The sequence below is a fragment of the Eikenella sp. Marseille-P7795 genome, from assembly GCF_916618725.1.
GTDB lineage: Bacteria > Pseudomonadota > Gammaproteobacteria > Burkholderiales > Neisseriaceae > Eikenella > Eikenella longinqua.
The window spans coordinates 61,246-83,401 of record NZ_CAKAJZ010000004.1 but is presented as its reverse complement, the minus strand read 5'-3'; the positions used below and the strand labels follow the sequence as shown (position 1 = coordinate 83,401).

The 22,156-nt window shown below is 60.5% G+C and carries 23 protein-coding genes and 2 pseudogenes; 11 read left to right on the top strand and 14 right to left on the bottom strand.

Annotated elements, in window-relative coordinates; genetic code table 11:
* Window positions 1-21: 21 nt before the first annotated feature.
* Window positions 22-282 (bottom strand): RNA chaperone Hfq, encoded by a 261-nt coding sequence (hfq, locus tag LG371_RS07780; RefSeq protein WP_064090710.1) that lies wholly within the window; start codon window positions 280-282, stop codon window positions 22-24.
* On the opposite strand from hfq, the gene LG371_RS07775 reads away from it, so the two are divergent.
* A complete protein-coding gene (locus LG371_RS07775) occupies window positions 223-516 on the top strand; it encodes a hypothetical protein (protein WP_179945911.1) in 294 nt (97 codons plus the stop codon). The genes hfq and LG371_RS07775 overlap by 60 nt on opposite strands.
* A gap of 53 nt (window positions 517-569) precedes the next feature.
* Window positions 570-1,259, top strand: coding sequence for a DNA repair protein RadC (radC, locus tag LG371_RS07770; protein WP_225748201.1), 690 nt, complete (start codon window positions 570-572; stop codon window positions 1,257-1,259).
* Window positions 1,260-1,594: 335 nt separating this feature from the next.
* Here radC and LG371_RS07765 read toward each other — a convergent pair whose 3' ends face one another.
* Window positions 1,595-1,957 (bottom strand): Mth938-like domain-containing protein, encoded by a 363-nt coding sequence (locus LG371_RS07765; RefSeq protein WP_067593922.1) that lies wholly within the window; start codon window positions 1,955-1,957, stop codon window positions 1,595-1,597.
* A 208-nt stretch (window positions 1,958-2,165) separates the two neighbouring features.
* Between LG371_RS07765 and LG371_RS07760 the strand changes: the two genes are divergently transcribed.
* Together LG371_RS07760 and LG371_RS07755 are read left to right on the top strand one after the other, a co-directional pair.
* Window positions 2,166-3,470, top strand: coding sequence for a homoserine dehydrogenase (locus LG371_RS07760; RefSeq protein ID WP_225748200.1), 1,305 nt, complete (start codon window positions 2,166-2,168; stop codon window positions 3,468-3,470).
* The gene (locus LG371_RS07755; RefSeq protein WP_225748199.1) at window positions 3,463-3,873 is read left to right on the top strand and encodes a hypothetical protein; all 411 of its coding nucleotides are present in this window, start codon (window positions 3,463-3,465) and stop codon (window positions 3,871-3,873) included. Before LG371_RS07760 ends, LG371_RS07755 begins: the two co-directional genes overlap by 8 nt.
* A gap of 110 nt (window positions 3,874-3,983) precedes the next feature.
* On the opposite strand, the gene yfaE is transcribed toward LG371_RS07755, so the two are convergent.
* From yfaE to LG371_RS07720, 7 genes are all read right to left on the bottom strand, one after another.
* Window positions 3,984-4,292 carry a class I ribonucleotide reductase maintenance protein YfaE gene (gene yfaE / locus LG371_RS07750; RefSeq protein WP_067593912.1) on the bottom strand — a complete coding sequence of 103 codons (309 nt, stop codon included), beginning with the start codon at window positions 4,290-4,292 and terminating at the stop codon, window positions 3,984-3,986.
* Between the two features lie 229 nt (window positions 4,293-4,521).
* Window positions 4,522-5,001 carry a copper resistance protein NlpE gene (locus tag LG371_RS07745; protein ID WP_067593909.1) on the bottom strand — a complete coding sequence of 160 codons (480 nt, stop codon included), beginning with the start codon at window positions 4,999-5,001 and terminating at the stop codon, window positions 4,522-4,524.
* 28 nt (window positions 5,002-5,029) lie between these two features.
* Window positions 5,030-5,359, bottom strand: coding sequence for a hypothetical protein (locus LG371_RS07740; protein WP_067593904.1), 330 nt, complete (start codon window positions 5,357-5,359; stop codon window positions 5,030-5,032).
* 36 nt (window positions 5,360-5,395) lie between these two features.
* Window positions 5,396-6,538: a GTPase ObgE gene (gene obgE / locus LG371_RS07735; RefSeq protein WP_067593901.1), complete on the bottom strand. Its 1,143-nt coding sequence runs from the start codon at window positions 6,536-6,538 to the stop codon at window positions 5,396-5,398.
* 62 nt (window positions 6,539-6,600) lie between these two features.
* On the bottom strand, window positions 6,601-6,792 hold the full coding sequence (locus LG371_RS07730) for a hypothetical protein (RefSeq protein WP_156503562.1): 192 nt from the start codon (window positions 6,790-6,792) through the stop codon (window positions 6,601-6,603).
* A 19-nt stretch (window positions 6,793-6,811) separates the two neighbouring features.
* Window positions 6,812-8,257: an NAD-dependent succinate-semialdehyde dehydrogenase gene (locus LG371_RS07725; RefSeq protein WP_067593898.1), complete on the bottom strand. Its 1,446-nt coding sequence runs from the start codon at window positions 8,255-8,257 to the stop codon at window positions 6,812-6,814.
* A 345-nt stretch (window positions 8,258-8,602) separates the two neighbouring features.
* A complete protein-coding gene (locus LG371_RS07720) occupies window positions 8,603-9,331 on the bottom strand; it encodes a YebC/PmpR family DNA-binding transcriptional regulator (RefSeq protein ID WP_067593896.1) in 729 nt (242 codons plus the stop codon).
* 166 nt (window positions 9,332-9,497) lie between these two features.
* Here LG371_RS07720 and grxB point away from each other — a divergent pair, with 166 nt between their 5' ends.
* The 5 genes from grxB (at window position 9,498) to LG371_RS07695 (ending at window position 13,551) form a co-directional block, all read left to right on the top strand.
* Complete coding sequence (gene grxB / locus LG371_RS07715; protein ID WP_067593893.1) at window positions 9,498-10,151, top strand: glutaredoxin 2; 654 nt, start codon at window positions 9,498-9,500, stop codon at window positions 10,149-10,151.
* Window positions 10,152-10,154: 3 nt separating this feature from the next.
* Window positions 10,155-11,480 (top strand): DUF445 domain-containing protein, encoded by a 1,326-nt coding sequence (locus LG371_RS07710; protein ID WP_225748198.1) that lies wholly within the window; start codon window positions 10,155-10,157, stop codon window positions 11,478-11,480.
* A 52-nt stretch (window positions 11,481-11,532) separates the two neighbouring features.
* Window positions 11,533-12,120 (top strand): SUKH-4 family immunity protein, encoded by a 588-nt coding sequence (locus tag LG371_RS07705; RefSeq protein ID WP_225748197.1) that lies wholly within the window; start codon window positions 11,533-11,535, stop codon window positions 12,118-12,120.
* 106 nt (window positions 12,121-12,226) lie between these two features.
* Window positions 12,227-12,562, top strand: coding sequence for a hypothetical protein (locus LG371_RS07700; RefSeq protein ID WP_067593872.1), 336 nt, complete (start codon window positions 12,227-12,229; stop codon window positions 12,560-12,562).
* 104 nt (window positions 12,563-12,666) lie between these two features.
* Window positions 12,667-13,551: an alpha/beta fold hydrolase gene (locus tag LG371_RS07695; protein ID WP_370632673.1), complete on the top strand. Its 885-nt coding sequence runs from the start codon at window positions 12,667-12,669 to the stop codon at window positions 13,549-13,551.
* A 54-nt stretch (window positions 13,552-13,605) separates the two neighbouring features.
* Here LG371_RS07695 and LG371_RS07690 read toward each other — a convergent pair.
* A pseudogene (locus LG371_RS07690) lies at window positions 13,606-13,725 on the bottom strand (IS5/IS1182 family transposase); the annotation flags it as partial.
* Between the two features lie 51 nt (window positions 13,726-13,776).
* Between LG371_RS07690 and LG371_RS07685 the strand changes: the two are divergent.
* Together LG371_RS07685 and LG371_RS07680 are read left to right on the top strand one after the other, a co-directional pair.
* On the top strand, window positions 13,777-14,436 hold the full coding sequence (locus LG371_RS07685; RefSeq protein WP_225748196.1) for an NAD(P)H-dependent oxidoreductase: 660 nt from the start codon (window positions 13,777-13,779) through the stop codon (window positions 14,434-14,436).
* A 237-nt stretch (window positions 14,437-14,673) separates the two neighbouring features.
* Complete coding sequence (locus LG371_RS07680; RefSeq protein WP_067593866.1) at window positions 14,674-15,426, top strand: DUF4336 domain-containing protein; 753 nt, start codon at window positions 14,674-14,676, stop codon at window positions 15,424-15,426.
* Between the two features lie 208 nt (window positions 15,427-15,634).
* Here the strand turns inward: LG371_RS07680 and LG371_RS07675 are convergent.
* The 4 genes and pseudogenes from LG371_RS07675 to gdhA all read right to left on the bottom strand — a co-directional run bounded on the left by LG371_RS07675 (window position 15,635) and on the right by gdhA (window position 22,088).
* A pseudogene (locus tag LG371_RS07675) lies at window positions 15,635-16,490 on the bottom strand (RnfABCDGE type electron transport complex subunit B).
* Between the two features lie 351 nt (window positions 16,491-16,841).
* Entirely contained in the window at window positions 16,842-17,975 is a 1,134-nt protein-coding gene (gene nrdB, locus LG371_RS07670; protein WP_067593860.1) for a class Ia ribonucleoside-diphosphate reductase subunit beta, read from the bottom strand.
* Window positions 17,976-18,090: 115 nt separating this feature from the next.
* The gene (nrdA, locus tag LG371_RS07665) at window positions 18,091-20,370 is read right to left on the bottom strand and encodes a class 1a ribonucleoside-diphosphate reductase subunit alpha (protein ID WP_225748195.1); all 2,280 of its coding nucleotides are present in this window, start codon (window positions 20,368-20,370) and stop codon (window positions 18,091-18,093) included.
* Between the two features lie 380 nt (window positions 20,371-20,750).
* Complete coding sequence (gene gdhA / locus LG371_RS07660; RefSeq protein WP_067593854.1) at window positions 20,751-22,088, bottom strand: NADP-specific glutamate dehydrogenase; 1,338 nt, start codon at window positions 22,086-22,088, stop codon at window positions 20,751-20,753.
* Window positions 22,089-22,156: the final 68 nt, after the last annotated feature.

The window sequence follows — 22,156 nt, the reverse complement described above, 5'->3', positions numbered from 1 at the left end:
AGTGCGCGCGGGTGTGCCTGTTTATTGTTCGGCTTCGGCAGCGGGTTTCTGCTCGGCCGGCGGCTGGAGGCTCACGGCGCGGGCGGGAACGATGGTGGAAATCGCGTGTTTGTACACCATTTGGGTAACCGAGGTGTTGCGCAGCAGAACCACGTATTGGTCAAACGATTCTACCTGTCCTTGTAGCTTGATGCCGTTTACCAAGTAGATGGATACCGGCACATGTTCTTTGCGCAGGGCGTTCAAAAAGGGATCCTGCAGCATTTGTCCTTTGGTTGCCATAGTTTTCTAACTCCAATTATTTTTGTTGAGGACTTTTTTATAAAACGAAAAAAGGTGGCAGATTGTAGCCCTTTGCGGCGGCTTTTTCCAATCTTTTTACGTAAGCTATGGATAGGCAAAAATTTTTTTATGATTCAGGTCAAATTTGTGAAGGGTGCGGGCAATGTTAAATTTGCCGGGCGGCGCGTCGGGCAGGCGGGGCATTTGCCGCAGACGGGCGGGCGGCCTGTATAATTTGGTTTTAAACGATTGGGCAACAATTTGATTTTTATGCGGGAGGAGTGATTGTGGGCATCAAACATTGGCCGGAAAACGAGCGGCCGCGCGAGAAACTGCTGCAACGTGGCGCGGGCGCACTGAGCGATGCGGAGCTGCTGGCGATTTTGCTGCGGGTGGGCACGCAGGGCATGAGCGCGGTGGATTTGGCGCGCTATCTGTTGCAGGAATTCGGCTCGCTCAACCGGCTGTTTTCCGCGCCGGCTAAGGAGCTCACGCGGCACAAGGGCATGGGCGAGGCGGCGTTTTGCCAGTTTGCCGTGGTGCGCGAAATCTGGCGACGGCTTTTGGCGGAGGAAATGCGCGAAACGCCGGCGTTTACTTCGCCCGAAGCGGTGGCGGATTATTTGGTGTTGCAGCTGGGGCACGAGCCGGTGGAGGTGAGCGTGGCGCTTTTGCTCAACAGCAGCCACCGGCTGATTGCCTTGCAGGAGCTGTCGCGCGGCACGGTGGCGGAGAATACGGTGTATGTTCGCGAGGTGGCGCAGCTGGCTTTGCAGCACCACGCGGCGGCGCTGATTATCGCGCACAACCACCCGGGCGGCTCGGCCGAGCCTTCGGCGGCGGATTTGGCGTTTACGCGGCGTTTGCAGCAGGCGCTCGCGCTGCTGGACGTGCGTCTGCTGGACCATTTCATCGTGGCGGGCAACCGGGCGGTGTCGTTTGCGGCAAACGGGTGGCTGCCGGAGGCGGGGGTGTGAAGGCTACCTGAAAAATAGTGGCCGGTTTCAGGTAGCCTTGGCGGAGGGGAGGTTACCTGAAAATTTTTGCTTTCGCCGAAAAGAGTTTAACCGGATTGATGATTGGCTTGCAGGCAGGCTGTTTGCGCCATGAAGATATCGTGCTATGAAGCTACCTGAAAATTGAGTTTGCAGAGATTGGCAAAGCTCAATTTTAACTTCGTTGAAGCTTCGCTTTAGCTTCGCAGAAACTCAGCCTTGCTTCGCAAGACATCGTTTTCAGGTAGCCTTTTGCTTGAGGGCAGGCGGGAACGTCGGGTAAAGGGGCGGGCTGAAGCTTGCGTTCTGAACGCGCGCTACACCCACAGCCACGCCCACACGCGGCGGCCTTCGCTTTGCAGCAGCAGATAAGTGCACACGGCGGCGGCGGTGTGCATGCATTCCACGCCGATGCCGGCTGCGGCGGCCATGATGCGCGGGTGGATAAACTGCTGGCGCTCGCCGGTGCCGATGAGGATGACTTCGGGCTGGGATTGGGCGGCGCGGGCGAGGTCGGCGGCTTGCAGTTCGGCGGGAGAGGCGAGGGATAGGGGCTGCACGCTGCCGCTGCCGTCGAGCAGCACGGCTTGGCGGTGGATTTGGCCGTTGATGTGCAGCTCGCCGGGCTGGTAGTGCTCGATATGGCAGGGATGGTTGGGCTGGTGTTCTTGGATGAGCATGTTTTGTTTGGATTGAACGGGTTGGGGTGGGCAGGGGAGGCTACCTGAAAAAGTTTGCCGCCGAGACAATTTGTCTGAAATCCGCCCGGAAAACTGGAGGCTTTGCTTTAAAAGGTGTAAAGGGCGGGGTTTTCGGCTAATATAGCGGCCTTTCGTTTATTTTTGTAATTTTTCCGGTCTGGCAAGTCATTATAAACAAGGAGTCAGCATGCAACCAATCAGAATCGGCATCTTGGGGATGGGCACCGTCGGCGGCGGTACCGTTAAACTGTTGTCTGAAAACGCGGCGGAAATCACGCGCCGCCTGGGTAGGGAAGTGCGCATCGTGATGGCGGCCAGCCGCAACAGCGAGCGCATCCGCAAGCTGTGCCCGAGCGATACCGTGGTGGCGGATGATGTTTTTCAGGTAGCCCGCAGCGCGGATGTGGATATTGTGGTGGAACTGATTGGCGGCACGGATACGGCGCGCGAGGCAGTGCTGTGCGCGATTGAAAACGGCAAACACGTGGTTACCGCCAACAAAAAGCTGCTGGCCGAACATGGCAACGAAATCTTCGCGCTGGCGGCCAAGCATAACGTGATGGTGATGTTTGAAGCGGCGGTGGCCGGCGGCATCCCGATTATCAAGGCGCTGCGCGAAGGCCTGGCTGCCAACCGCATCAAATCCGTGGCCGGCATCATCAACGGCACCAGCAACTTCATCCTCAGCAATATGCGCGCCCACGGCAGCAGCTTCGCCTCCGTGCTCAAGCAGGCGCAGGAGCTGGGCTACGCCGAAGCCGACCCCACTTTCGATATCGAAGGCCACGACGCGGCGCACAAGCTGAGCATCATGTCCGCCCTCGCCTTCGGCACACCCATCAACTTCGAGCACTGCTATCTGGAAGGCATCAGCAAGCTGGAAAGCCAAGACATCCGCTACGCCGAAGAGCTCGGCTACCGCATCAAGCTTTTGGGCATCACCCGCAAAACCGAAGCGGGCGTCGAATTGCGCGTACACCCCACCTTGGTGCCCGAATGCCGCCTGCTGGCGCAGGTGGAAGGCGTGATGAACGCCGTGCTGGTGCAGTCGAACATGGTGGGCGAAACCCTGTATTACGGCGCCGGCGCCGGTGCCTCGCCCACCGCCAGCGCCGTGGTGGCCGATATCATCGACATCGCCCGCCTGATTGATTCCAACCCCGAGCAGCGCGTGCCGCCCCTGGCCTTCCGCAGCAACGAAGCGCTGCCGGTGCTGCCCATCGACGAAATCACCAGCAGCTACTACCTGCGCGTTTCCGCACAAGACAAGCCCGGCGTGATGGCCGACATCTGCCGCACCCTGGCCGCGCAGGGTGTGTCGATTGAAGCCCTGCTGCAAAAAGGCGTGATCAACCACGAAACCGCCGAAATCGTCATCCTCACCCATCAGGCCAAAGAGAAACACATCCGTGCTGCCATCACGCAAATCGAGGCGCTGGAAAACGTGTTTGAGCCGGTGGTGGTGTTGCGCATGGAAAGCCTGCATGGCTGAGGCGCGCACCGACGAGGCCGCCCGCCGCAAACGCCGCCGCACCTTAATCGGCTGGCTGGCGGTAACCGCCGCGCTGGTGCTCGGCTTTGCCCTGTTGCCTCGCCTGTATTCGCCCGACCCCGACGACATCAGCCGCCGCATAGTCGAGGCCTGCGTGCAGAATATGCCCGCCGTGCCGCAGTGGCAGGCCGATTTGGCCAAACACGGCCTGGCCGGGCAGGGCGAACGGGTGCTGGAGCCGTATTGCCGCTGCCTGTGGGAAGAGCCGATTAAGCGGCTGAGCGCAGATGATTTGCGCAGCCTGCCGCGCCTTTCGCCGCAAGAGCAGCTGGGCAAACTCGGCGGCAGCGCGGCGTTTGAACAGCGGCAGGCGCAATGCTTGGCCGCGCAGGCGGGGCGTTGAGCCGTTTTGGCTGGTTAAAACGCTGTTGTTGTAAGACTATAAAGGCTACCTGAAAATTGTGCGAACGGTTTTCAGGTAGCCTTTTGCTGTGTGTGGATGAAGAAGGCGCTTTATTTGCCGCTGTTGTCGGCGAAGAGGTCTGGCTCGAACAGGTCGGGCTCGCTTTGGCTTTGGCGGCAGTCGATTTGGATGTCTTCGGCTACGGTGCAGCAGCAGGGCAGGATTTCGCCGGGCAGGAGGAAGGCCAGGGGGTGTTCGCGGTAGGAAACGCTGCCGGCGAGCAGTTTCACGCGGCAGGAGCCGCAGTAGCCGCTGCGGCATTGGTATTCGACTTCGTGGCCGGTGCGCTCTAGGGCTTCGAGCAGGGTTTCGCCTGCTTGCAGGGTGAATTGGGTGCTGCGGGTGGTGATTTGGGGCATGGGTGTGTGCTGCGGCGGTTTGGTGTGCGGCGAAGTTTTTAGCTTCGCTGAAACTCCGCCTTGCTTCGCAAGACATCGTTTTAACTACGTTGAAGCTTGCGCTTTCAGGTAGCCTGTCGTGCAGATGAGTCTACCTGAAAATTTAGTGAATCAAAATAAGCATGCTATGGCCTTGGCTCGCTGCCTTGCCCCATGCTTATTTTTATCCGCTATACATGGCAGGGCGGGCTTATTGGGTTTGCTTCAGGATGTAGAGGCCGGCCAGCTCACCTTCGATTTGTTTGCCGTCCATGTCTAGCGCCCAAATTTGGCCGTGGCCGATTTGGTAGAGGCGTTCGCTGCCGGCTTGGTCGAGCTGGAGGATTTGGCCTTCGCTGCGCCAGGTGAAGCGGCCAGAGGCTTCTTCGGTGAGCGGGTGGCGTTGTTGGTAGGTTTCGCTGAGGGTGTAGCTGCCGTCTTCTTTCAACACCAAGGTGGTGTCGATGCCTTCGCAGGAGGCGCAGGGCAGCACGCCGTGATAGCGGCCGGCCCAGGCGTGGCCGGATTCAGTTGCGGCTGCGGAAGCGCCGGAAGCGATGGCGGCTTCGGGTAGGGAAGCGGCTGCTGCGGCAGGCTCGGAGGCTGCCGATGCGGCGGGCGCGGCGTTTTCCTGCGGGGCGCAGGCGGCCAGCAACAGCAGGAGGGGGAGGGCGGCGGTGGGTTTCATCATGATGCTTTCGCGGTGCGCTGGGCCAGGGCTAGCGGGTAATCTGCCATTGGCCGTTGCGTTTGGTAACGAGGATGTTGTAGCTGTTTTTGGAATCTTCGTAGGAAGACATGCCGGTGAATACTTTGATTTCGCAGCTGTAGATGCCGCGTTTGAATTTGCCGCCGCCGGTGCGCACGCAGGATTTGCCGGTGGCCAGGTGGCTGCCTCGGGGTAGGTTGCGGTTGGCTTCGGTGGCCAGTTTGAGCACGGTTTGCTGCGAGGGGGCGATGAAGGTAACGTCGCCGGTGCTCAGGTAGTTATAGCCGCCGTAGGCGATGGCGCCGGCGATGAGCCAGCTGACGAGTTTTCCGATGTCCATAGTGATGTCTCCCTAAATGAAAGTGGGTTGATTGGCCTATTCTGCTTGAAAAACAGAGGTGTCGGTGGTGATGGCGGTTTCCGGCGGGGTGTCGGCTTCGGCGGCTGCTTCGGCTTCGGCTGCCTGCCGTTTTTTCTCGGCCAGATACTGCCCGATTTGCTGCACCAGCTCCTGCGTGCCCTGATGGGTGAGCGCGCTGATTTCAAACAGGCGCGGGGTTTGCCAGCCGAAGCCGGGCTCGCCGGGGGCGGGGTGTGCCCAACCGATGGCGGCGAGGAAGGCGGCTTTGCGCTCGGCAGCTTCTTCGGGGCTGAGCATATCCAGTTTGTTCAGCACCAGCCAGCGCGGTTTGTCGAACAGCTCGTCGTCGTATTTGCGCAGCTCGTTGATGATGGCCAGCGCTTCGGCGGCGGGGTTGACGGCTTCGTCGAAGGGCGCCAAATCAACCACGTGCAGCAGGAGGCCGGTGCGCGAGAGGTGTTTCAAAAAGCGGTGCCCCAAGCCGGCGCCTTCGGCCGCACCTTCAATCAGGCCGGGGATGTCGGCCATCACGAAGCTCTGGCTTTCGCTCACGCGCACCACGCCCAGATTGGGGTGCAGCGTGGTGAAGGGATAGTCGGCCACTTTGGGGCGGGCGGCAGATACGGCGCGGATGAGGGTGGACTTGCCGGCATTGGGCATACCGAGCAGGCCCACGTCGGCCAGCACTTTCAGCTCCAGATTGAGGCGGCGCGCTTCGCCGGGCTCGCCGGGGGTGGCCTGCTTGGGCGCGCGGTTTACCGAAGATTTGAAATGGATATTGCCCAGGCCGCCTTTGCCGCCGCGGGCGAGGCACACGCGCTGGCCGTGCCGCGTGAGGTCGGCCACGGTTTCGCCGGTGTCGGCGTCGCGGATGAGGGTGCCCACGGGCATTTGCAGCTCGATGTCGTCGGCGCCGGCGCCGTAGCGGTCGGAGCCGTGGCCTTTTTCGCCGTTTTTGGCCTGATAGCGTTTCACAAAACGGTATTCCACCAGGGTGTTGACGTTTTCGCTGGCCACGGCAAACACGCTGCCGCCGCGCCCGCCGTCGCCGCCGTCGGGGCCGCCGCGCGGTACGTATTTTTCGCGGCGGAAGCTGACTGCGCCGTTGCCGCCGCGCCCAGCGGCCACTTCGATTTTGGCTTCGTCGATGAATTTCATGGGTGTGCTTTCTGTTTGTTGCTTCGCAGAAGCTCGGCCTTGGCTGTGCCAAAACCTTGCTTTCAGGTAGCCTTTAAACCGGCTTGGAGGCTACCTGAAAAATATCGTTCGTTATTCAGATGGAATGCTTGGGCGGCATGGTTGGGGAAGGGCTGCCGCTTAGCCGGAATGTGCGCATTATAAATGACTGCCGGAAAGGCTACCTGAAAATTTGTGCGGCGGCTTTGGCTTTGTTGGAAGCGGCGTTGCGCCAATTTTCAGGTAGCCTGCCGCTCACACGGCCAGCAGCACGTATTTGGTTTCCAAATATTCTTCCAGCCCGTATTTGCCGCCTTCGCGGCCGATGCCCGACTGCTTCACGCCGCCGAAGGGGGCGGCTTCGTTGGAAATCACGCTGCTGTTGATGCCCACCATGCCGTATTCCAAGCCTTCCATCATGCGGGTGGCGGTGCCGATGTTGCGGGTGTAGCAGTAGGCGGCGAGGCCGTATTCGGTGGCGTTAGCCTGCTGCAACACTTCCTCTTCGCTCTTGAAGCGGAACACGGGGGCGAGCGGGCCGAAGGTTTCTTCGCGCGCCACTTTCATTGTGGCATTGGCATGGCGAATCACGGTGGGCTGGAAGAATAGGCGGCCGGCGGGGTGGCGCGCGCCGCCTGCGGCCACTTCGCCGCCGTGGGCGAGGGCGTCGGCCAGGTGTTCTTCCACTTTGGCCAGCGCGGCTTCGTCGATGAGCGGGCCGCAATCCGTGCCGGCTTCCAGGCCGTTGCCGGTTTTCAGGTAGCCTGCGGCTTGGGCGAATTTGCGCACAAATTCATCATACACGCCGCTTTGCACATAGAAGCGGTTGGCGCACACGCAGGTTTGCCCGGCGTTGCGGAATTTGCAGGTGATAGCGCCGGCCACGGCGGCGTCGATGTCGGCGTCGTCAAACACGATAAAAGGCGCGTTGCCGCCGAGCTCCATTGAGGTTTTCTTGATGGTGGCGGCGCATTGCGCTTGCAGGGTGCGGCCCACGGCGGTGGAGCCGGTGAAGCTGAATTTGCGCACGGCATCGCTTTCGGTGAGCACGCGGCCGATTTCGCGCGAAGAGCCGGTGAGCACATTGAACACGCCTGCGGGAATGCCGGCGCGCTCGGCCAGCTCGGCGATGGCCAGCGCGGAAAACGGCGTTTGCGAGGCGGGGCGCACGATGAAGGTGCAGCCGGCGGCCAGCGCGGGCGCGGCTTTGCGCGTGATCATGGCGTTGGGGAAGTTCCACGGCGTGATGGCGGCGCACACGCCCACGGGCTGCTTGAGCACCAGGATGCGCTTGTCGGGTGCGGGGCCGGGGATGGTGTCGCCATACACGCGTTTGGCCTCTTCGGCATACCATTCGACATAGGAGGCGCCGTAGGCGATTTCGCCGCGCGCTTCGGCCAGCGGCTTGCCCTGCTCGAGCGTAAGCAGGGTGGCGAGGTTTTCCTGCTCCTGCATCATCAAATCAAACCAGCGGCGCAGGATTTGGCTGCGCTGTTTGGCGCTGAGGGCGCGCCAGGAGGGCAGGGCGGCTTGGGCAGCTGCAATGGCGCGTTCGGCTTCCGCCGCGCCCATATCGGGCACGCTGCCGATGGTTTGGCCGGTGGCGGGATTGCTAACGGCGAGGGTGCGGCCGCTGCCGGCATTGAGCCATTGGCCGTTGATGTAGCACTGGGTGCGCAGGAGGGGATGGGGCTGGGTCATGGGGCGGGCTCTCGGAAGGCTAGCTGAAAAAATTTGGCAGGTTGGTAGGGTGCGTTCAGAGGCAGATAACCTGTTTGGTTGCTATGGTACATTGGTTTCAATATACAAGGGTATGCGGCGCAGCCTCGCACGCGGATGTGGAATTTCAAACAAGGCGTGCGTTCCGCACAAATCCTGCTCATGCTTGGAAGGCTACCTGAAAATGTGGGTAAGCGGGGATAAGCGTCCGTGCCCGGGCTGCGGCTAATCCTGCAAAGGCTACCTGAAAACATTGGCTGCAACGCGGCTGAAACGGGGCAAGGCGGAGTATTTGCCAAGCTGAATTTTCAGGTAGCCTTTGTTTGCCTATTCCAGCTCGAGCACGGCGGAGGTGTACACATCCTGCACGTCGTCGAGCTCTTCGAGGGCGTCGATAAGGCGCTGCATTTTGGCGGCGTCTTCGCCGGTGAGCACGGCTTCGTTTTGGGCGCGCATGGTTACGTCGCCGTCTTCGGCTTTGAAGCCGGCCGCTTCGAGCGCGGCTTTGATGGCTGCCCAGTCGTTGGGCGGGGTGATGACTTCAAACGAGCCGTCGTCGTGGGAAACGATGTCTTCGGCGCCGGCTTCGAGGGCGGCTTCCATCAGGGCATCTTCTTCGGTGTCGGGGCCGAAGAGGAGGTAGCCTTGGTGTTTGAAATTGAAGGCGACGCAGCCGTCGGTGCCGAGGTTGCCGCCGTGTTTGCTGAAGGCGTGGCGCACGTCGGCCACGGTGCGGGTTTTGTTGTCGGTGAGGCAGTCTACCATCAGGGCGGCGCCACCGATGCCGTAGCCTTCGTAGCGCAGCTCGATGTATTCCACGCCTTCGAGGTTGCCTGTGCCTTTGTCGATGGCGCGCTGCACGTTGTCTTTGGGCATGTTGGCGTCCCAGGCTTTGTCCATGGCCAGGCGCAGGCGGGGGTTGGAGGCGGGGTCGCCGCCGCCGAGGCGGGCGGCTACGGTGATTTCTTTGATGAGTTTGGTGAAGATTTTGCCGCGTTTGGCATCGACGCGGGCTTTTTTGTGTTGGATGTTTGCCCATTTGCTGTGGCCGGCCATGATGTTTCCTTTGTGAATAGGGTAAAAATAAAAATCAAGAGGGGCTGATTTTAGCATTTTGGCGTGGCGGAAACTATGTTTTGTGTGCAGCCGGAATGCCGCTTTCAGGTAGCCTCCCGCGCTGTGCTACAATCTTCCCGCCAGCCCAACCACCAAGGAAACCGCTATGAAACTCTATGTTTACGACCACTGCCCCTTCTGCGTGCGCGCCCGCATGATTTTCGGCCTGCGCGGCGTGCCGGTGGAGGAAATCGCATTGCTCAACGACGACGAAGCCACGCCCATCGGCCTGATTGGCGCCAAGCAAGTGCCCATCCTGCAAAAACCGGACGGTAGCCACATGGGCGAGAGCCTCGACATCGTGCGTTTTATCGACGAATACGCCGGCCAGGCGCGCCTGAGCGAAACCGTCCGCCCCGAAGCGCAGGCCTGGTTTGACAAGGTGGGCAAATACTACAACCGCCTGGTGATGCCGCGCGAAGTGCGCCTCGATCCGCCGCTGCCCGAATTCGCCACCCAGGCCGCCATCGATTACTTCGTGCACAAAAAAGAACAAAACATCGGCAGCTTCGAGCAAAACCTGGCCGACACCCCGGCCTACCTTGAGCGCATCCATGCCGACCTGGCCGAGCTCGCCGCGCTCTTGCCCGAGCCCTATTTCAACGGCGCCGAGCCCGGCATGGAAGACATCATCCTCTATCCCGTGTTGCGCAACCTCACGCTGGTGAAAGGCCTCGTTTTCCCCGCCAAGCTGCAAAACTATATCGGGCGCATGGCCGCCGCCAGCAAAGTGCCCACCTATGCCGAGCGGGCTCTCTAAGCCATGAATATTCTGGCCGACCAAGCCCGCGAAGCCGCCGCCCGCGCCCGTTTGCAACACAGCCGGCGCTGGGCGGGCGGCTTGCTGGTGGCCGCCGTGTTGCTGTTTGCCGCCTCATCTCTGTTTCTCCAGCGCCACCCCGCCATAGGCTACCTGAAAGCCTTCGCCGAAGCCGCCATGGTGGGCGCGCTGGCCGACTGGTTTGCCGTAACCGCCTTATTCCGCCATCCGCTCGGCCTTAAAATCCCCCACACCGCCATCCTCCCACGCAACCAAAGCCGCATTGCCGACGAGCTTGGCCGCTTCATCGAAACCAACTTCCTGCCCGAGCGCCCCATCGCCATCCGCATCTACCGCCTGCGCCCAGTCGGCAAACTCCTGCGCTGGCTCGCCCGCGCCGAAAACCGCCGCGAATGGCTGCTGCCCCTCGCGCAAAAACTCCCCGCCGCCCTGCAAAGCATCTCGCCCCAAGAAGCCGCCCGCCTCGGCGCCGCCTTTCTCGCCCAACACGGCAGCGGCAGGCAAATCGGCGGCGTCCTCTCGCAAACCCTCCTCTTGCTGGAAAGCCAAGGGCTACCTGAAAACCTGCACACTGCCTTGCTCGGCCAAATCCGCCACTGGCTGCGCCAGCCCCGCACCCGCGTGCTGCTCGAAGAAAACCTGCGCGCCTGGGCAGAGCAAATCGAAAGCGCCCGCCCCGATACTTGGGACAAACTCAAAGCCCAGCTGCGCGGCCGGCTGGTGGGGCAGATCGACGGCTGGGTGGCGCAAAAAGCCCTCGATTGGGCTGACAACTACACCGCCGCCGCCCTGGCCGACCCGCAGCACGAAATGCGCGCCGCCTTCCGCCGCCAATACCGCCGCTTCGCACTCGAGCTTGCCCAATCCGAAGCCTGGCACCGCAAACTCGCCCTCGCCAAACGCCAGCTTGCCAATTCCCCCGAGCTGCAAAGCAGCCTTGCCGACTTGTGGCAAAGCCTTGCCCAACGCCTAGCCGACGACGTGCAAAGCCCCGATTCCGCCACCCTCCGCCGCCTCGACAGCCTGCTTACCGGCCTGCTGCAACGCCATGCCGCCACAGTGCGCCAGCAGCGCCACCTCAATGCCCGCCTCGCCCTGCTCGCCCGCAGCCTGGTGCGCCGCTATCGCCGCCGCGCCGCTGAATTTGTGGCCGACAAAGTGAAAAGCTGGGACAGCCGCCAGATGAGCGACAAGCTCGAGCTCTCCATCGGCCGCGATTTGCAGTTTATCCGCATCAACGGCACCCTGGTCGGCGGCCTCGTCGGCCTGCTGATTTATGCCGTCAGCCGCTGGCTGCCCGCGCTCTAAGCTGTTTTCAGGTAGCCTTTATCCGTTTCAACCGCATTCATTCAGAGCCGCCATGAACCTAGCCCGCGCCCTCGCCGCCGACCGCATCCCCGTCCTCCGCCCCGCCGCTTATGCCGCCGGTGCGCCGCAAAGCCTCGACACCCTCTTCCAAGACGGCATCGCCTACCTTGCCGACTACCCGCCCGCCCGTTTCCACTTCGTCCGCTTTCCCGACGATACCCTTGCCATCCGCACCCCGCGCGGCGAAGCACGCTGCTTCGGCAAATACGGCTACGGCGGCAGCTATTTCGTGCAGCTTGCCGATGGCAGCGTGTGGCTGTATTCGCCGCAGGCCGAGAATACCTGGGAGCGGCAATGGGTGTTGGCCAACAGCAGCCTGGCCTTGTTTGTGCAAAGCTATTGCCGCCTGATGGCCGCCGTATTTCAGCTCAAAGCCGATTTCGCCCATCGCGGCGCGCAAGGCGCAGCCCTCGCCGCCCCACTGCAAAGCTGGCTCACCCAAGCCGACCCCGCCGCCGCCGCCTTCTGGCCCACTCCGCTCTATGAAATCGAAGAAGGCTTCTTCCCGCTGGCACACAACCCCGTGCCCCGACAAATCGGCATTCCCGAACACCGCTATCAGGAAAACCAGGCTACCTGAAAACGATGTTTCCGCAGGAAGCAGAGTTTCTGCGAAGCTAAAACGATGTTTCCGCAGGAAGCAAAGTTTCTGCGAAGCTAAAACCACATCACCCAACCGGCCAACCATGACACCCCAGCCCCGACCCCTCAGCCCCGGCGAAACCCGCCTGCTGCGTCTCCTGCTCCGGCGCATCCGCCCCCAATACGCCACGCTCCCCATCACCTTTCCCGAGCGCGTTATCCCGCTTGAAGACGGCGGCATGGGCAGCTTCTCCTTTGTTTACCCGGAAGAGACGCCAAGCCATTTGCCCACCCTCGCCATCGCCGAATACCCGTTTCCAGACCAAGACGGCACCCCCGTGCTGGCCACCCTCTACGCCCGCAGCAACGGCCGGCTGCACAGCCTGGATATTTGGAAAACCGATTTCAGCCCCTTGCTCGCCTATCCCGAAATCCCGTAATCTGCCCGAGCAAGCCAAATATTTTTCAGGTAGCCTCAATGCACCGGAAGGCTACCTGAAAAAAAGAAACGAGCTTCTGCCCAAGCTAACCCGAGCCAGCCATCATGCTTTCCCGCCGCACCTTCCTCCAAAGCGCCGCAGTCGCCATCCTGGCCGCCTGCGCCCCCGCCGTATCCGCACGCACGCCCCGCCCGGGCAGGGCGGACAAGCCCCAACATCCCGCCCACGAAAGGAAACCCGCCATGAACACCATCCCCCATCTCGGCGCCGACTTGTTTTACCGCACCGGCGACCGCCCCGGTGCGCCCGCACTCCTGCTGCTGCACGGCGGCTTGGGCTCGGCCGAAGATTTCGCCGCCCTCCTGCCCGAATTGCAACGGCACTTTTTTACCATCGAAACCGACACGCGCGGCCACGGCCGTTCCACTCTCGGCAGCGCCCCGCTCACCTACGCCCAGATTGCCGACGATGCCCGCTATTTGGCCGACGCGCTCGGTTTGCGCGCCTACCACCTGTTTGGCTTCAGCGACGGCGGTACGGCGGCCTACCGCTTGGCCGCCGCCGATGCGCGGGTGCAGTCCGTGCTCACCGTGGGCGCGTCGTGGCACAGCCGCCAGCTCGAGCCTGTGCGCGAGATGTTTGCCGGCCTCACGCCCGAATTTTTCCGCGAAAACATGGCCGCGCAAGTGGCTGCCTACGAAAAGCTCAATCCGCAGCCCGACCTGCCCGCGCTCGCCGCCGCCTTGAAACGGCTGTGGCTGGACACTTCGCCCACGGGCTATCCGAACGAAGCCGTGGCCCGAATCCAAGCGCCCGTGCTGGCCGTGCGCGGCGAGGGCGATTTCCTGCTGTCGCTCAACGATTTGGCCGACTTGCGCACCGCACTGCCCGAAGCGCACCTGATGAATGTGCCCTTTGCGCAGCACGAAGTCATGAAAGAGCAGCCCCAAATCCTGTGGGCGGCAGCCAAAGCGTTTTACCGCCTGTAAACGCGTTGTCCGTATTTTCAGGTAGCCTTTCGGCACATTGAGGCTACCTGAAAAATGTAGTGGATTAACTTTAAACCAGGACTGCGTTGCCTCGCCTTGCCGTACTGTTTGTACTGTCTGCGGCTTCGTCGCCTTGTCCTGATTTAAATTTAGTCCACTATACACGGAGCGAGTTTCTGCGCTGCTCACACCCATCAGCAAGCCACTTCACAGAAAGGAAGCACCATGATCCTCTCCCGAGAACAAGCCCTCGATATTTTCCGTCGCCGCGTATCCACCCGCCACTACGACCCCGCGCGCAAAATCAGCGCCGAAGACTTTGCCGCCATCCTCGATTTCGGCCGCCTTTCGCCCAGCTCCGTCGGCGCCGAGCCGTGGAAGTTTCTGGTGATACAAAACCAAGGGCTGCGCGAAAAAATCAAGCCCGTGGCCTGGGGCATGCAGGGCGCCATTGCCGAAGCCAGCCACCTCGTGATCCTGCTGGCGAAAAAACACGCCCGCTACGACAGCCCCTTTTTCAGCGAGCTGATGAGCCGGCGCGGCTTCACGCCCGAGCAGCGCGCCGCCGCCCTCGAGCGCTACTGCAGCTTCCAAACCCACGACATCGCCATCGCCGACAACGAACGCGCCCTGTTCGACTGGGCGAGCAAACAAAGCTACATCGCCCTGGCCAATATGCTCACCGGCGCCGCCATGCTCGGCATTGACTCCTGCGCCGTGGAGGGCATGGACTACGCCGCCGTGGAGCACATCCTCGTCCAAGCCGGGCTGCTCGACCCCGCCGAATACGGCGTATCCGTGGCCGCCACCTTCGGCTACCGCGTCCGCGACATCCAGCCCAAACCGCGCCGCGATGCCGCCGAAACCGTGGTGTGGGCGGAATAGGGCGGGTGTGCAGGCTCCGCCGAAGCCCGCCGCACCCGTTTTCAGGTAGCCTCAATGCGCCGGAAGGCCACCTGAAAAATCCGCTCCGCCGTTTCCGGCGCTACCCGACCGCTAAATCCAAACTACAGATTACATTCGGCAAAAATTTTCAGGTAGCCTCAGCGCATACGCCCAAGGCTAGCTGAAACCACCGGCTTCCGGCACACGAAAACCGCCTACCGCCAGCAAGGACAAACCATGCGCGCCCCCATCCACCTCTACCACCCGCTGCACACCCTCAAGCCCTTCGGCGAAAACATCTGGATTGCCGACGGCGGCATCGTCCGCATGGCCTTCCCGCTCGGCGTGCGCATCCCCTTCAGCACACGCATGACCGTGGTGCGCCTGGCCGACGGCGGCCTGTGGTGCCACTCGCCCATCGAGCCTGCGCCTGAACTTTTGGCGCAAATCAACGCGCTGGGCGAAGTGCGCCACCTCGTGTCGCCCAACCGCATCCACTATGCCCACATCGCCGCCTGGAAAACGCACTACCCGCAAGCCGCCGCTTGGGCCAGCCTCGGCGTGCTCGAACGGGCAAAATCCCAGCACATCGCCGTCTCCTTCGATGCCGACCTAGGCAGCGCCGCCCCGCCGCAATGGGCAAATGACATCGCGCAGCTGCCCTTCCTAGGCAGCCGCGCCATGACCGAAACCGTTTTCTTCCACCGCGCCAGCCGCACGCTCATTCTGGCCGACCTCATCGAAAACTTCGAAGCAGACCGATTCCCCAGCCGCTTCTGGGCAGGAGTGATGAAACTCGCCGGCATCGCTGCGCCCAAGGGCACAACCCCGCCCGACTGGTGCGCCACCTTCACCGACCGCGCCGCCGCCCGCCAATGCCTCGCCCGAATGCTGGCCTGGCAGCCCGAAAAAATTATCCTCGCCCACGGCCGCTGCTGCGAAGCCGACGGCACGGCAGAGCTGCGCCGCGCGTTTGGCTGGCTGGGTTAGCGCCTATCGGGCGGAGCCAAAGGCAAAATCGTTGGCAGGCTGCCTGAAAACCGCAAACAGGCTTGAACAAACACAACAAAGCTCCGGCTTAAATGGCGGAGCTTTGGTTTTGTTGGGATGTGTTGAACGGGATGGAAACCGATGGTTTTCAGGTAGCCTGAAGCTTGGGCGGCATGCTTGATTGCGTGGCGGCGGATTTGCTTGTGGCTTAGCCTTGGGATTGGGCTTCTTCTTCGGCTTTGCGCTGGCGCAGGTAGTCGTGGGCGGCGGCTTTTTCGGCTTCGTTGCCGTAGCGGAGGTTTTTCAGGGCACGGCGGTGGGCGGCTTGCTGCTGGGCGGCGGCGATTTCTTGGCGGCGGAAGTCTGCGCGGTTGGCGGGCACGGCGCGTTGGCTTTGTTGGGCTTGGGCGCTGGCCATGGCGCGGGCGATGAGGTCGGCGGGGTTGAAGGCGGGTTTGACCGGGGCCGGGCTTGGTGCGGCGGCCTGTGTGGCAGCGCTGTTTGCGGCGGCTTGGGCGGCGCGTGCGGCGAGGTGGACTTGGCGTTCGGCGGCGAGGCGCTGTTGGCGTTGGATGCGCTGCTGATGGCGTTGTTTGGCGTGGCGGGCGGCGGCGCGGCGGCTGTTTTCGGCGGGGAGGGCGGCGCCGGCGCGAGGCAAGAAGGGGTCGGCCACGGGGCGCATGTCGATGCAATCGACGGGGCAGGGCGGCAGGCAGAGGCCGCAGCCGGTGCATTCGTTTTCGAGCACGGTGTGCATGAGCTTGGAAGCGCCGAGGATGGCGTCAACAGGGCAGGCTTTGATGCAGGCGGTGCAGCCGATGCAGGCGGCTTCGTCGATATGGGCGAGGGCTTTTGCGGCGGCTTTTGGGCTGGGCGAGGGGCAGGGGCGGGGTGTGCATGAGGGCGGCGAGCTCGTGTATCACGGTGTCGCCGCCGGGCGGGCAGAGGTTGATGGGGGCTTGGCCTCGGGCGAGGGCTTGGGCGTAGGGGGCGCAGCCTTCGTAGCCGCATTGTTGGCATTGGGTTTGCGGCAGCAGGTCTTCGATTTGGCTGGCGGTGGGCATGGCGTGGCGGGGAGGAGGGAAAGGGCGGGATTTTAGCATGCGGGTGGGGCGGGATGCGGTTTGGGTGCGGCTTGGTAGGCGCTGGCCGTGCTTGCTTTAACTGGGTTGGGGCTAGCTGAAAAGTTTTGGGGCGGGTGGTGGGAAGGGAAAAAGGTTTGATTATTCCTCTATATTTGGGAATAGGCTTCAGGTAGCCTTGGAGGCTACCTGAAAAATGGGTGGCTTTGAAACTGAAGTTGGCCTATGGCTTGCCGCCTTCTCCGGCAGGAGAGGGATGGGTTTGCAGCCGGCATTTGAGACTACCTGAAAAGTTCGGCCTGATTTTTCAGGTAGCCTCAATGTCCGGCGGGATTACAGCTCGAAATCGCCTAAGTCTTCGGCATTGACTTCGGCGTCGATTTGGCCGATGAGGTAGGAGGAGATTTCCACTTCCTGCGGGGCAACCTGCACGTTGTCGGAGGAGAGCCAGGCGTTGATCCAGGGGATCGGGTTTTGCGCGGAGGCGGGGAAGGCGGGCTGCAAGCCGACGGCCTGCATGCGCAGGTTAGTAATGTATTCAACGTATTGGCACAGGATGTCTTTGTTTAGGCCGATCATGGAGCCGTCTTTAAACAGGTATTCGGCCCATTCTTTTTCTTGGTCAGCGGCTTTTTTAAACAGATCGAAGCAGGCTTGTTCCAGCTCTTCGGCGATTTCGGCCATTTCGGGGTCGTCGGCGCCGGCGCGCATCAGGTTGAGCATGTGCTGGGTGCTGGTGAGGTGCAGGGCTTCGTCGCGGGCGATGAGCTTGATGATTTTGGCGTTGCCTTCCATCAGTTCGCGCTCGGCAAAGGCGAAGGAGCAGGCGAAGGAAACATAGAAGCGGATGGCTTCGAGCACGTTTACGCACATCAGGCAGAGGTAGAGCTTTTTCTTGAGCTCGCGCAGGTTTACCACGATGGTTTTGCCGTTTACGCGGTGTTCGCCTTCGCCTAAGAGGTTGTAATACTGGGTGTATTCGATTAAGTCGTCGTAGTAGCAGGCGATGTCTTCGGCGCGGGCGATGATGTATTCGTTTTGCACGATGTCGTCGAACACGACCGATGGGTCGTTCACGATATTGCGGATGATGTGGGTGTAGCTGCGCGAGTGGATGGTTTCGCTGAAGCTCCAAGTTTCAATCCAAGTTTCCAGCTCGGGAATCGACACCAAGGGCAGCAGGGCAACGTTGGGGCTGCGGCCTTGGATGGAATCGAGCAAGGTTTGGTATTTTAAGTTGCTGATGAAAATATGCTTTTCGTGTTCGGGCAGATTGGCATAGTCGATGCGGTCGCGCGACACGTCGATTTCTTCGGGGCGCCAGAAAAATGACAGTTGTTTTTCAATCAGCTTTTCGAAGACTTCGTATTTCTGCTGGTCGTAGCGGGCAACGTTTACCGGCTGGCCGAAAAACATCGGCTCTTTGAGCGCGTCGTTTTGGGTTTTGGAAAAGGTGCTGTAGGACATGACTAGGTGTTCGCAGGACATGGCGGCTCTCTTTTGCAATGTGATGGTGAAGGATATAAGGCAACAGGCTACCTGAAAAACTGTTTCCTTTTTCCGGTAGCCTTTTCATTGGCGGCTAAATCTTACAAGCCCCGCCTGCGCAGCCGTCATCCTGAATATCGGTCTGCGTATCGTCCGCGCCGTCGCGGGTGTTATGGTAGTACAGGGTTTTGACGCCGTATTTGTAGGCGGTCAGCAGGTCTTTGAGCATTTGTTTCATGGAAACTTTATTGCCTTCGAATTTGCCCGGGTCGTAGGCGGTGTTGGCGGAAATCGCCTGATCGACGAATTTCTGCATCACGCCGACAAGTTTCAGGTAGCCTTCGTTGCCAGGAAGCTGCCACAGGGTTTCGTAGGCGTCTTTCAGGGTTTCAAATTCCGGCACGACTTGTTTCAGAATGCCGTCTTTTGATGCTTTGACCGTTACCAGTCCGCGCGGCGGTTCGATGCCGTTGGTGGCGTTGGCGATTTGCGAGCTGGTTTCAGACGGCATGAGTGCGGTCAGGGTGGAATTGCGCAGGCCGTATTTGACGATGTCGGCACGCAGGCTTTCCCAGTCGCACAACAGCGGTTCGCTGCACACGGCATCCAAGTCTTTTTTGTAAGTGTCGATGGGCAGTTTGCCTTGCGAATAAACGGTTTGGTTGAACAGCGGGCATGCGCCGTATTCTTTGGCAAGGTTCACCGATGCTTTGAGCAGGTAATACTGCATGGCTTCAAAGGTGCGGTGGGTCAGGCCGAGCGCGGAATCGTCGCTGTAACGGACACCGTTTTTCGCCAGATAGTAGGCGTAGTTGATGACGCCGATGCCGAGCGTGCGGCGGTTCATGGTTGCGGTGCGTGCGGCTTCGACCGGATAATCTTGATAATCCAGCAAGGCGTCGAGTGCGCGCACGGTCAAATCGGCAAGCCCTTCCAGCTCGTCCAAGCTGTTTAATGCGCCCAAGTTGAAGGCAGATAGGGTACACAGGGCGATTTCGCCGTTCGGGTCGTTGATGTTGTCCAGCGGTTTGGTCGGCAGGGCGATTTCCATGCACAGGTTAGACTGGTGCACGGGCGCGACGCGCGGGTCAAACGGGCTGTGCGTGTTGCAGTGGTCAACGTTTTGGATGTAGATGCGTCCCGTTCCGGCACGCTCCTGCATCAGCGTGGAGAACAAATCGGTAGCCGACAAGGTGCGCTTGCGGATGTTCGGGTCTTGCTCGTATTTCGTGTAGAGACGCTCGAATTCGTCTTGATCGGCAAAGAATGCGTCGTATAGGCCGGGGACTTCGTTGGGCGAAAACAGTGTGATGTTGCCGCCTTTAATCAGGCGGGTGTACAGCAGGCGGTTGATTTGCACGCCGTAATCCAGCTGGCGGATGCGGTTGTCTTCCACGCCACGGTTGTTTTTCAATACCAACAGGCTTTCGGCTTCAATGTGCCACAAGGGGTAGAACAAGGTTGCCGCGCCGCCGCGCACGCCGCCTTGCGAGCAGGATTTAACCGCCGCTTGGAACATTTTGAAAAACGGGATGCAGCCGGTGTGTTGCGCTTCGCCGCCGCGGATTTCACTGCCCAAACCGCGGATACGTCCAGCATTGATGCCGATGCCCGCGCGCTGGGAAACGTATTTCACGATTGCGCTGGTGGTGGCGTTGATGGAATCCAGACTGTCGTCGCATTCAATCAATACGCAGCTTGAGAACTGGCGCGTAGGCGTGCGCACGCCGCTCATAATCGGGGTCGGCAGCGATACTTTAAACGTAGAAACGGCGTCGTAAAAACGTTTGACGTAATCCAAGCGCGTCTCTTTCGGGTATTTGCTGAAGAGGCACATCGCCACCAAAATGTATAAGAACTGCGGCGTTTCATAAATCTGGCGGGTAACGCGGTTCTGTACCAGATATTTGCCTTCGAGCTGCTTCACGGCGGCATACGAGAAGGTCATGTCGCGGCTGTGGTCGATATAGGCGTTCAGTTCGTCAAACTCTTCACGGCTATAATCTTCGATGATGTGGCGGTCGTATTTGCCCGCTTCGGTGAGTTTTTTAACGTGGTCGAAGAGATGCGGCGGTTCGAACTCGCCGTAAGCGATTTTGCGCAGATGGAAAATCGCCAGACGCGCGGCGAGATATTGATAGTCGGGCGTATCCTGCGAAATCAGGTCGGCAGCCGCCTTGATGATGGTTTCGTGGATGTCGTCGGTGCGGATGCCGTTGTAAAACTGGATGTGCGATTTGAGCTCAACCTGCGATACGGAAACGTTTTTCAGCCCTTGGGCGGCCCAGGTAACCACGCGGTGGATTTTATCCAGATTGATCGGTTCCAAGCGGCCGTCGCGCTTGGTGACTTTGAGATTAACGGTATCGTTCATTTTCCCATCCTGATTTCGAGTGACAACACAAGATAATGTGTTCGGTGAGTTAAACTCACACAATATAATGTATTTTGGCGGCAAAAAAAAGATTGCGGAATGTAAGGCTTTGTGGCGGGGCGGTGTATGGGCTGGCGTATGGATTTCTAAACCAATCACTTATGCCAAACAAAAATAATTTCTATTGAAACTGCTGGAGTGATTGCTTGAGTGGAGGATGCAACGGTGCGGGGAGGCTACCTAAAAAAGGCTACCTGAAAATGGCAGCGCAGTTTTCATGTAGCCTTTTTCAGGTAGCCTCTGGCTGGCGATAAAACAACGCTGCCTCCGAGCGGGAGCAGCGTTGCGTTTGGCGGCGGGAAGTCCTGCCGCAGACGGGCTTACACCACGCCTTGTGCCAGCATGGCGTCGGCCACTTTCTTGAAGCCGGCGATGTTGGCGCCGTTCACGTAGTTGGTGTAGCCGTTTTCCGTGCCGTTGGCCACGCAGTTTTCGTGGATGTTGCCCATGATGTCGAACAGGCGGCTGTCCACTTCTTCGCTGCTCCAGGAGAGGCGGATGGCGTTCTGGCTCATTTCGAGGCCGGAAGTGGCCACGCCGCCGGCGTTGCTGGCTTTACCCGGGGCGTAGAGGATTTTCGCGTCGGTGAAGGCTTTAACCGCATCCAGGGTGGAGGGCATGTTGGCGCCTTCGGCCACGCAGATGCAGCCGTTTTTCAGCAGGGCTTGGGCTTCTTCGCCGTTGAGCTCGTTTTGGGTGGCGCAGGGCAGGGCCACATCGCAGGGCACGTGCCACGGGCGTTTGCCTTCGTGGTATTCCAAGCCTTGCTCTTTGGCATACACGGAGAGGCGTTCGCGGCGTACGTTTTTCAGCTCGCTCAAAGCCTGCCATTGGGCTTCGGTCATGCCGCTGTCGGCAAATTTCACGAAGCCGCCGGAATCGGACACGGTTTGCACTTTGGCGCCCAGTTGCAGGGCTTTTTGGGCGGCGTATTGGGCCACGTTGCCGGAGCCGGAGATGACCACGCGTTTGCCTTTGATGCTGTCGTTGCGGGTTTTCAGCATGTTTTCGGTAAAATACACGGTGCCGTAGCCGGTGGCTTCGGGACGGATCAGGCTGCCGCCGTAGCTGAGGCCTTTGCCGGTGAGCACGGAGGCGAATTCGTTGCGCACGCGTTTGTATTGGCCGTAGAGGTAGCCGATTTCGCGCGCGCCCACGCCGATGTCGCCGGCGGGCACGTCTAAATCGGCGCCGATGTGGCGGGCGAGCTCGGTCATAAAGGCTTGGCAGAAACGCATCACTTCGCCGTCGCTCTTGCCTTTGGGGTCGAAGTCGGAGCCGCCTTTGCCGCCGCCCATGGGCAGGGTGGTGAGGCCGTTTTTAAATACTTGCTCGAAGGCCAGGAATTTGAGCACGCCCAGGTTTACGGTGGGGTGGAAGCGCAAGCCGCCTTTGTAGGGGCCGATGGCGGAGTTCATCTGCACGCGGTAGCCGCGGTTTACCTGCACCTGGCCTTGGTCGTCTACCCAGGAAATGCGGAACAGGATTACGCGCTCGGGCTCAACCAGGCGGCCGAGCAGGTTGTGTTTGGTGTATTGGGGATTTTTGGAGAGGAACGGGGCAAGGCTGCCGAAAACTTCTTCTACGGCTTGATGGAAAGTGGCTTGTTCGGGATCACGCTGTTTGATTTGTTGGAACAGGGTATTCAGGTTGCTCATGGGGCACTCCTTGATGTTGGGTTAAAACAGACGGGGAAGGCTGGATCACATTCGGGCAGGTTTTCGAG

Excerpts from the sequence above, each read along its gene's own strand:
- LG371_RS07775 (WP_179945911.1), top strand. The coding sequence starts at position 223 with ATGTTCTTTGCGCAGGGCGTTCAAAAAGGGATCCTGCAGCATTTGTCC.
- hfq (WP_064090710.1), bottom strand. The coding sequence starts at position 282 with ATGGCAACCAAAGGACAAATGCTGCAGGATCCCTTTTTGAACGCCCTG.
- LG371_RS07765 (WP_067593922.1), bottom strand. The coding sequence starts at position 1,957 with ATGCTCATCCAAGAACACCAGCCCAACCATCCCTGCCATATCGAGCAC.
- LG371_RS07760 (WP_225748200.1), top strand. The coding sequence starts at position 2,166 with ATGCAACCAATCAGAATCGGCATCTTGGGGATGGGCACCGTCGGCGGC.
- LG371_RS07755 (WP_225748199.1), top strand. The coding sequence starts at position 3,463 with ATGGCTGAGGCGCGCACCGACGAGGCCGCCCGCCGCAAACGCCGCCGC.
- yfaE (WP_067593912.1), bottom strand. The coding sequence starts at position 4,292 with ATGCCCCAAATCACCACCCGCAGCACCCAATTCACCCTGCAAGCAGGC.
- LG371_RS07745 (WP_067593909.1), bottom strand. The coding sequence starts at position 5,001 with ATGATGAAACCCACCGCCGCCCTCCCCCTCCTGCTGTTGCTGGCCGCC.
- LG371_RS07740 (WP_067593904.1), bottom strand. The coding sequence starts at position 5,359 with ATGGACATCGGAAAACTCGTCAGCTGGCTCATCGCCGGCGCCATCGCC.
- obgE (WP_067593901.1), bottom strand. The coding sequence starts at position 6,538 with ATGAAATTCATCGACGAAGCCAAAATCGAAGTGGCCGCTGGGCGCGGC.
- LG371_RS07725 (WP_067593898.1), bottom strand. The coding sequence starts at position 8,257 with ATGACCCAGCCCCATCCCCTCCTGCGCACCCAGTGCTACATCAACGGC.
- LG371_RS07720 (WP_067593896.1), bottom strand. The coding sequence starts at position 9,331 with ATGGCCGGCCACAGCAAATGGGCAAACATCCAACACAAAAAAGCCCGC.
- grxB (WP_067593893.1), top strand. The coding sequence starts at position 9,498 with ATGAAACTCTATGTTTACGACCACTGCCCCTTCTGCGTGCGCGCCCGC.
- LG371_RS07710 (WP_225748198.1), top strand. The coding sequence starts at position 10,155 with ATGAATATTCTGGCCGACCAAGCCCGCGAAGCCGCCGCCCGCGCCCGT.
- LG371_RS07705 (WP_225748197.1), top strand. The coding sequence starts at position 11,533 with ATGAACCTAGCCCGCGCCCTCGCCGCCGACCGCATCCCCGTCCTCCGC.
- LG371_RS07700 (WP_067593872.1), top strand. The coding sequence starts at position 12,227 with ATGACACCCCAGCCCCGACCCCTCAGCCCCGGCGAAACCCGCCTGCTG.
- LG371_RS07695 (WP_370632673.1), top strand. The coding sequence starts at position 12,667 with ATGCTTTCCCGCCGCACCTTCCTCCAAAGCGCCGCAGTCGCCATCCTG.
- LG371_RS07685 (WP_225748196.1), top strand. The coding sequence starts at position 13,777 with ATGATCCTCTCCCGAGAACAAGCCCTCGATATTTTCCGTCGCCGCGTA.
- LG371_RS07680 (WP_067593866.1), top strand. The coding sequence starts at position 14,674 with ATGCGCGCCCCCATCCACCTCTACCACCCGCTGCACACCCTCAAGCCC.
- nrdB (WP_067593860.1), bottom strand. The coding sequence starts at position 17,975 with ATGTCCTACAGCACCTTTTCCAAAACCCAAAACGACGCGCTCAAAGAG.
- nrdA (WP_225748195.1), bottom strand. The coding sequence starts at position 20,370 with ATGAACGATACCGTTAATCTCAAAGTCACCAAGCGCGACGGCCGCTTG.
- gdhA (WP_067593854.1), bottom strand. The coding sequence starts at position 22,088 with ATGAGCAACCTGAATACCCTGTTCCAACAAATCAAACAGCGTGATCCC.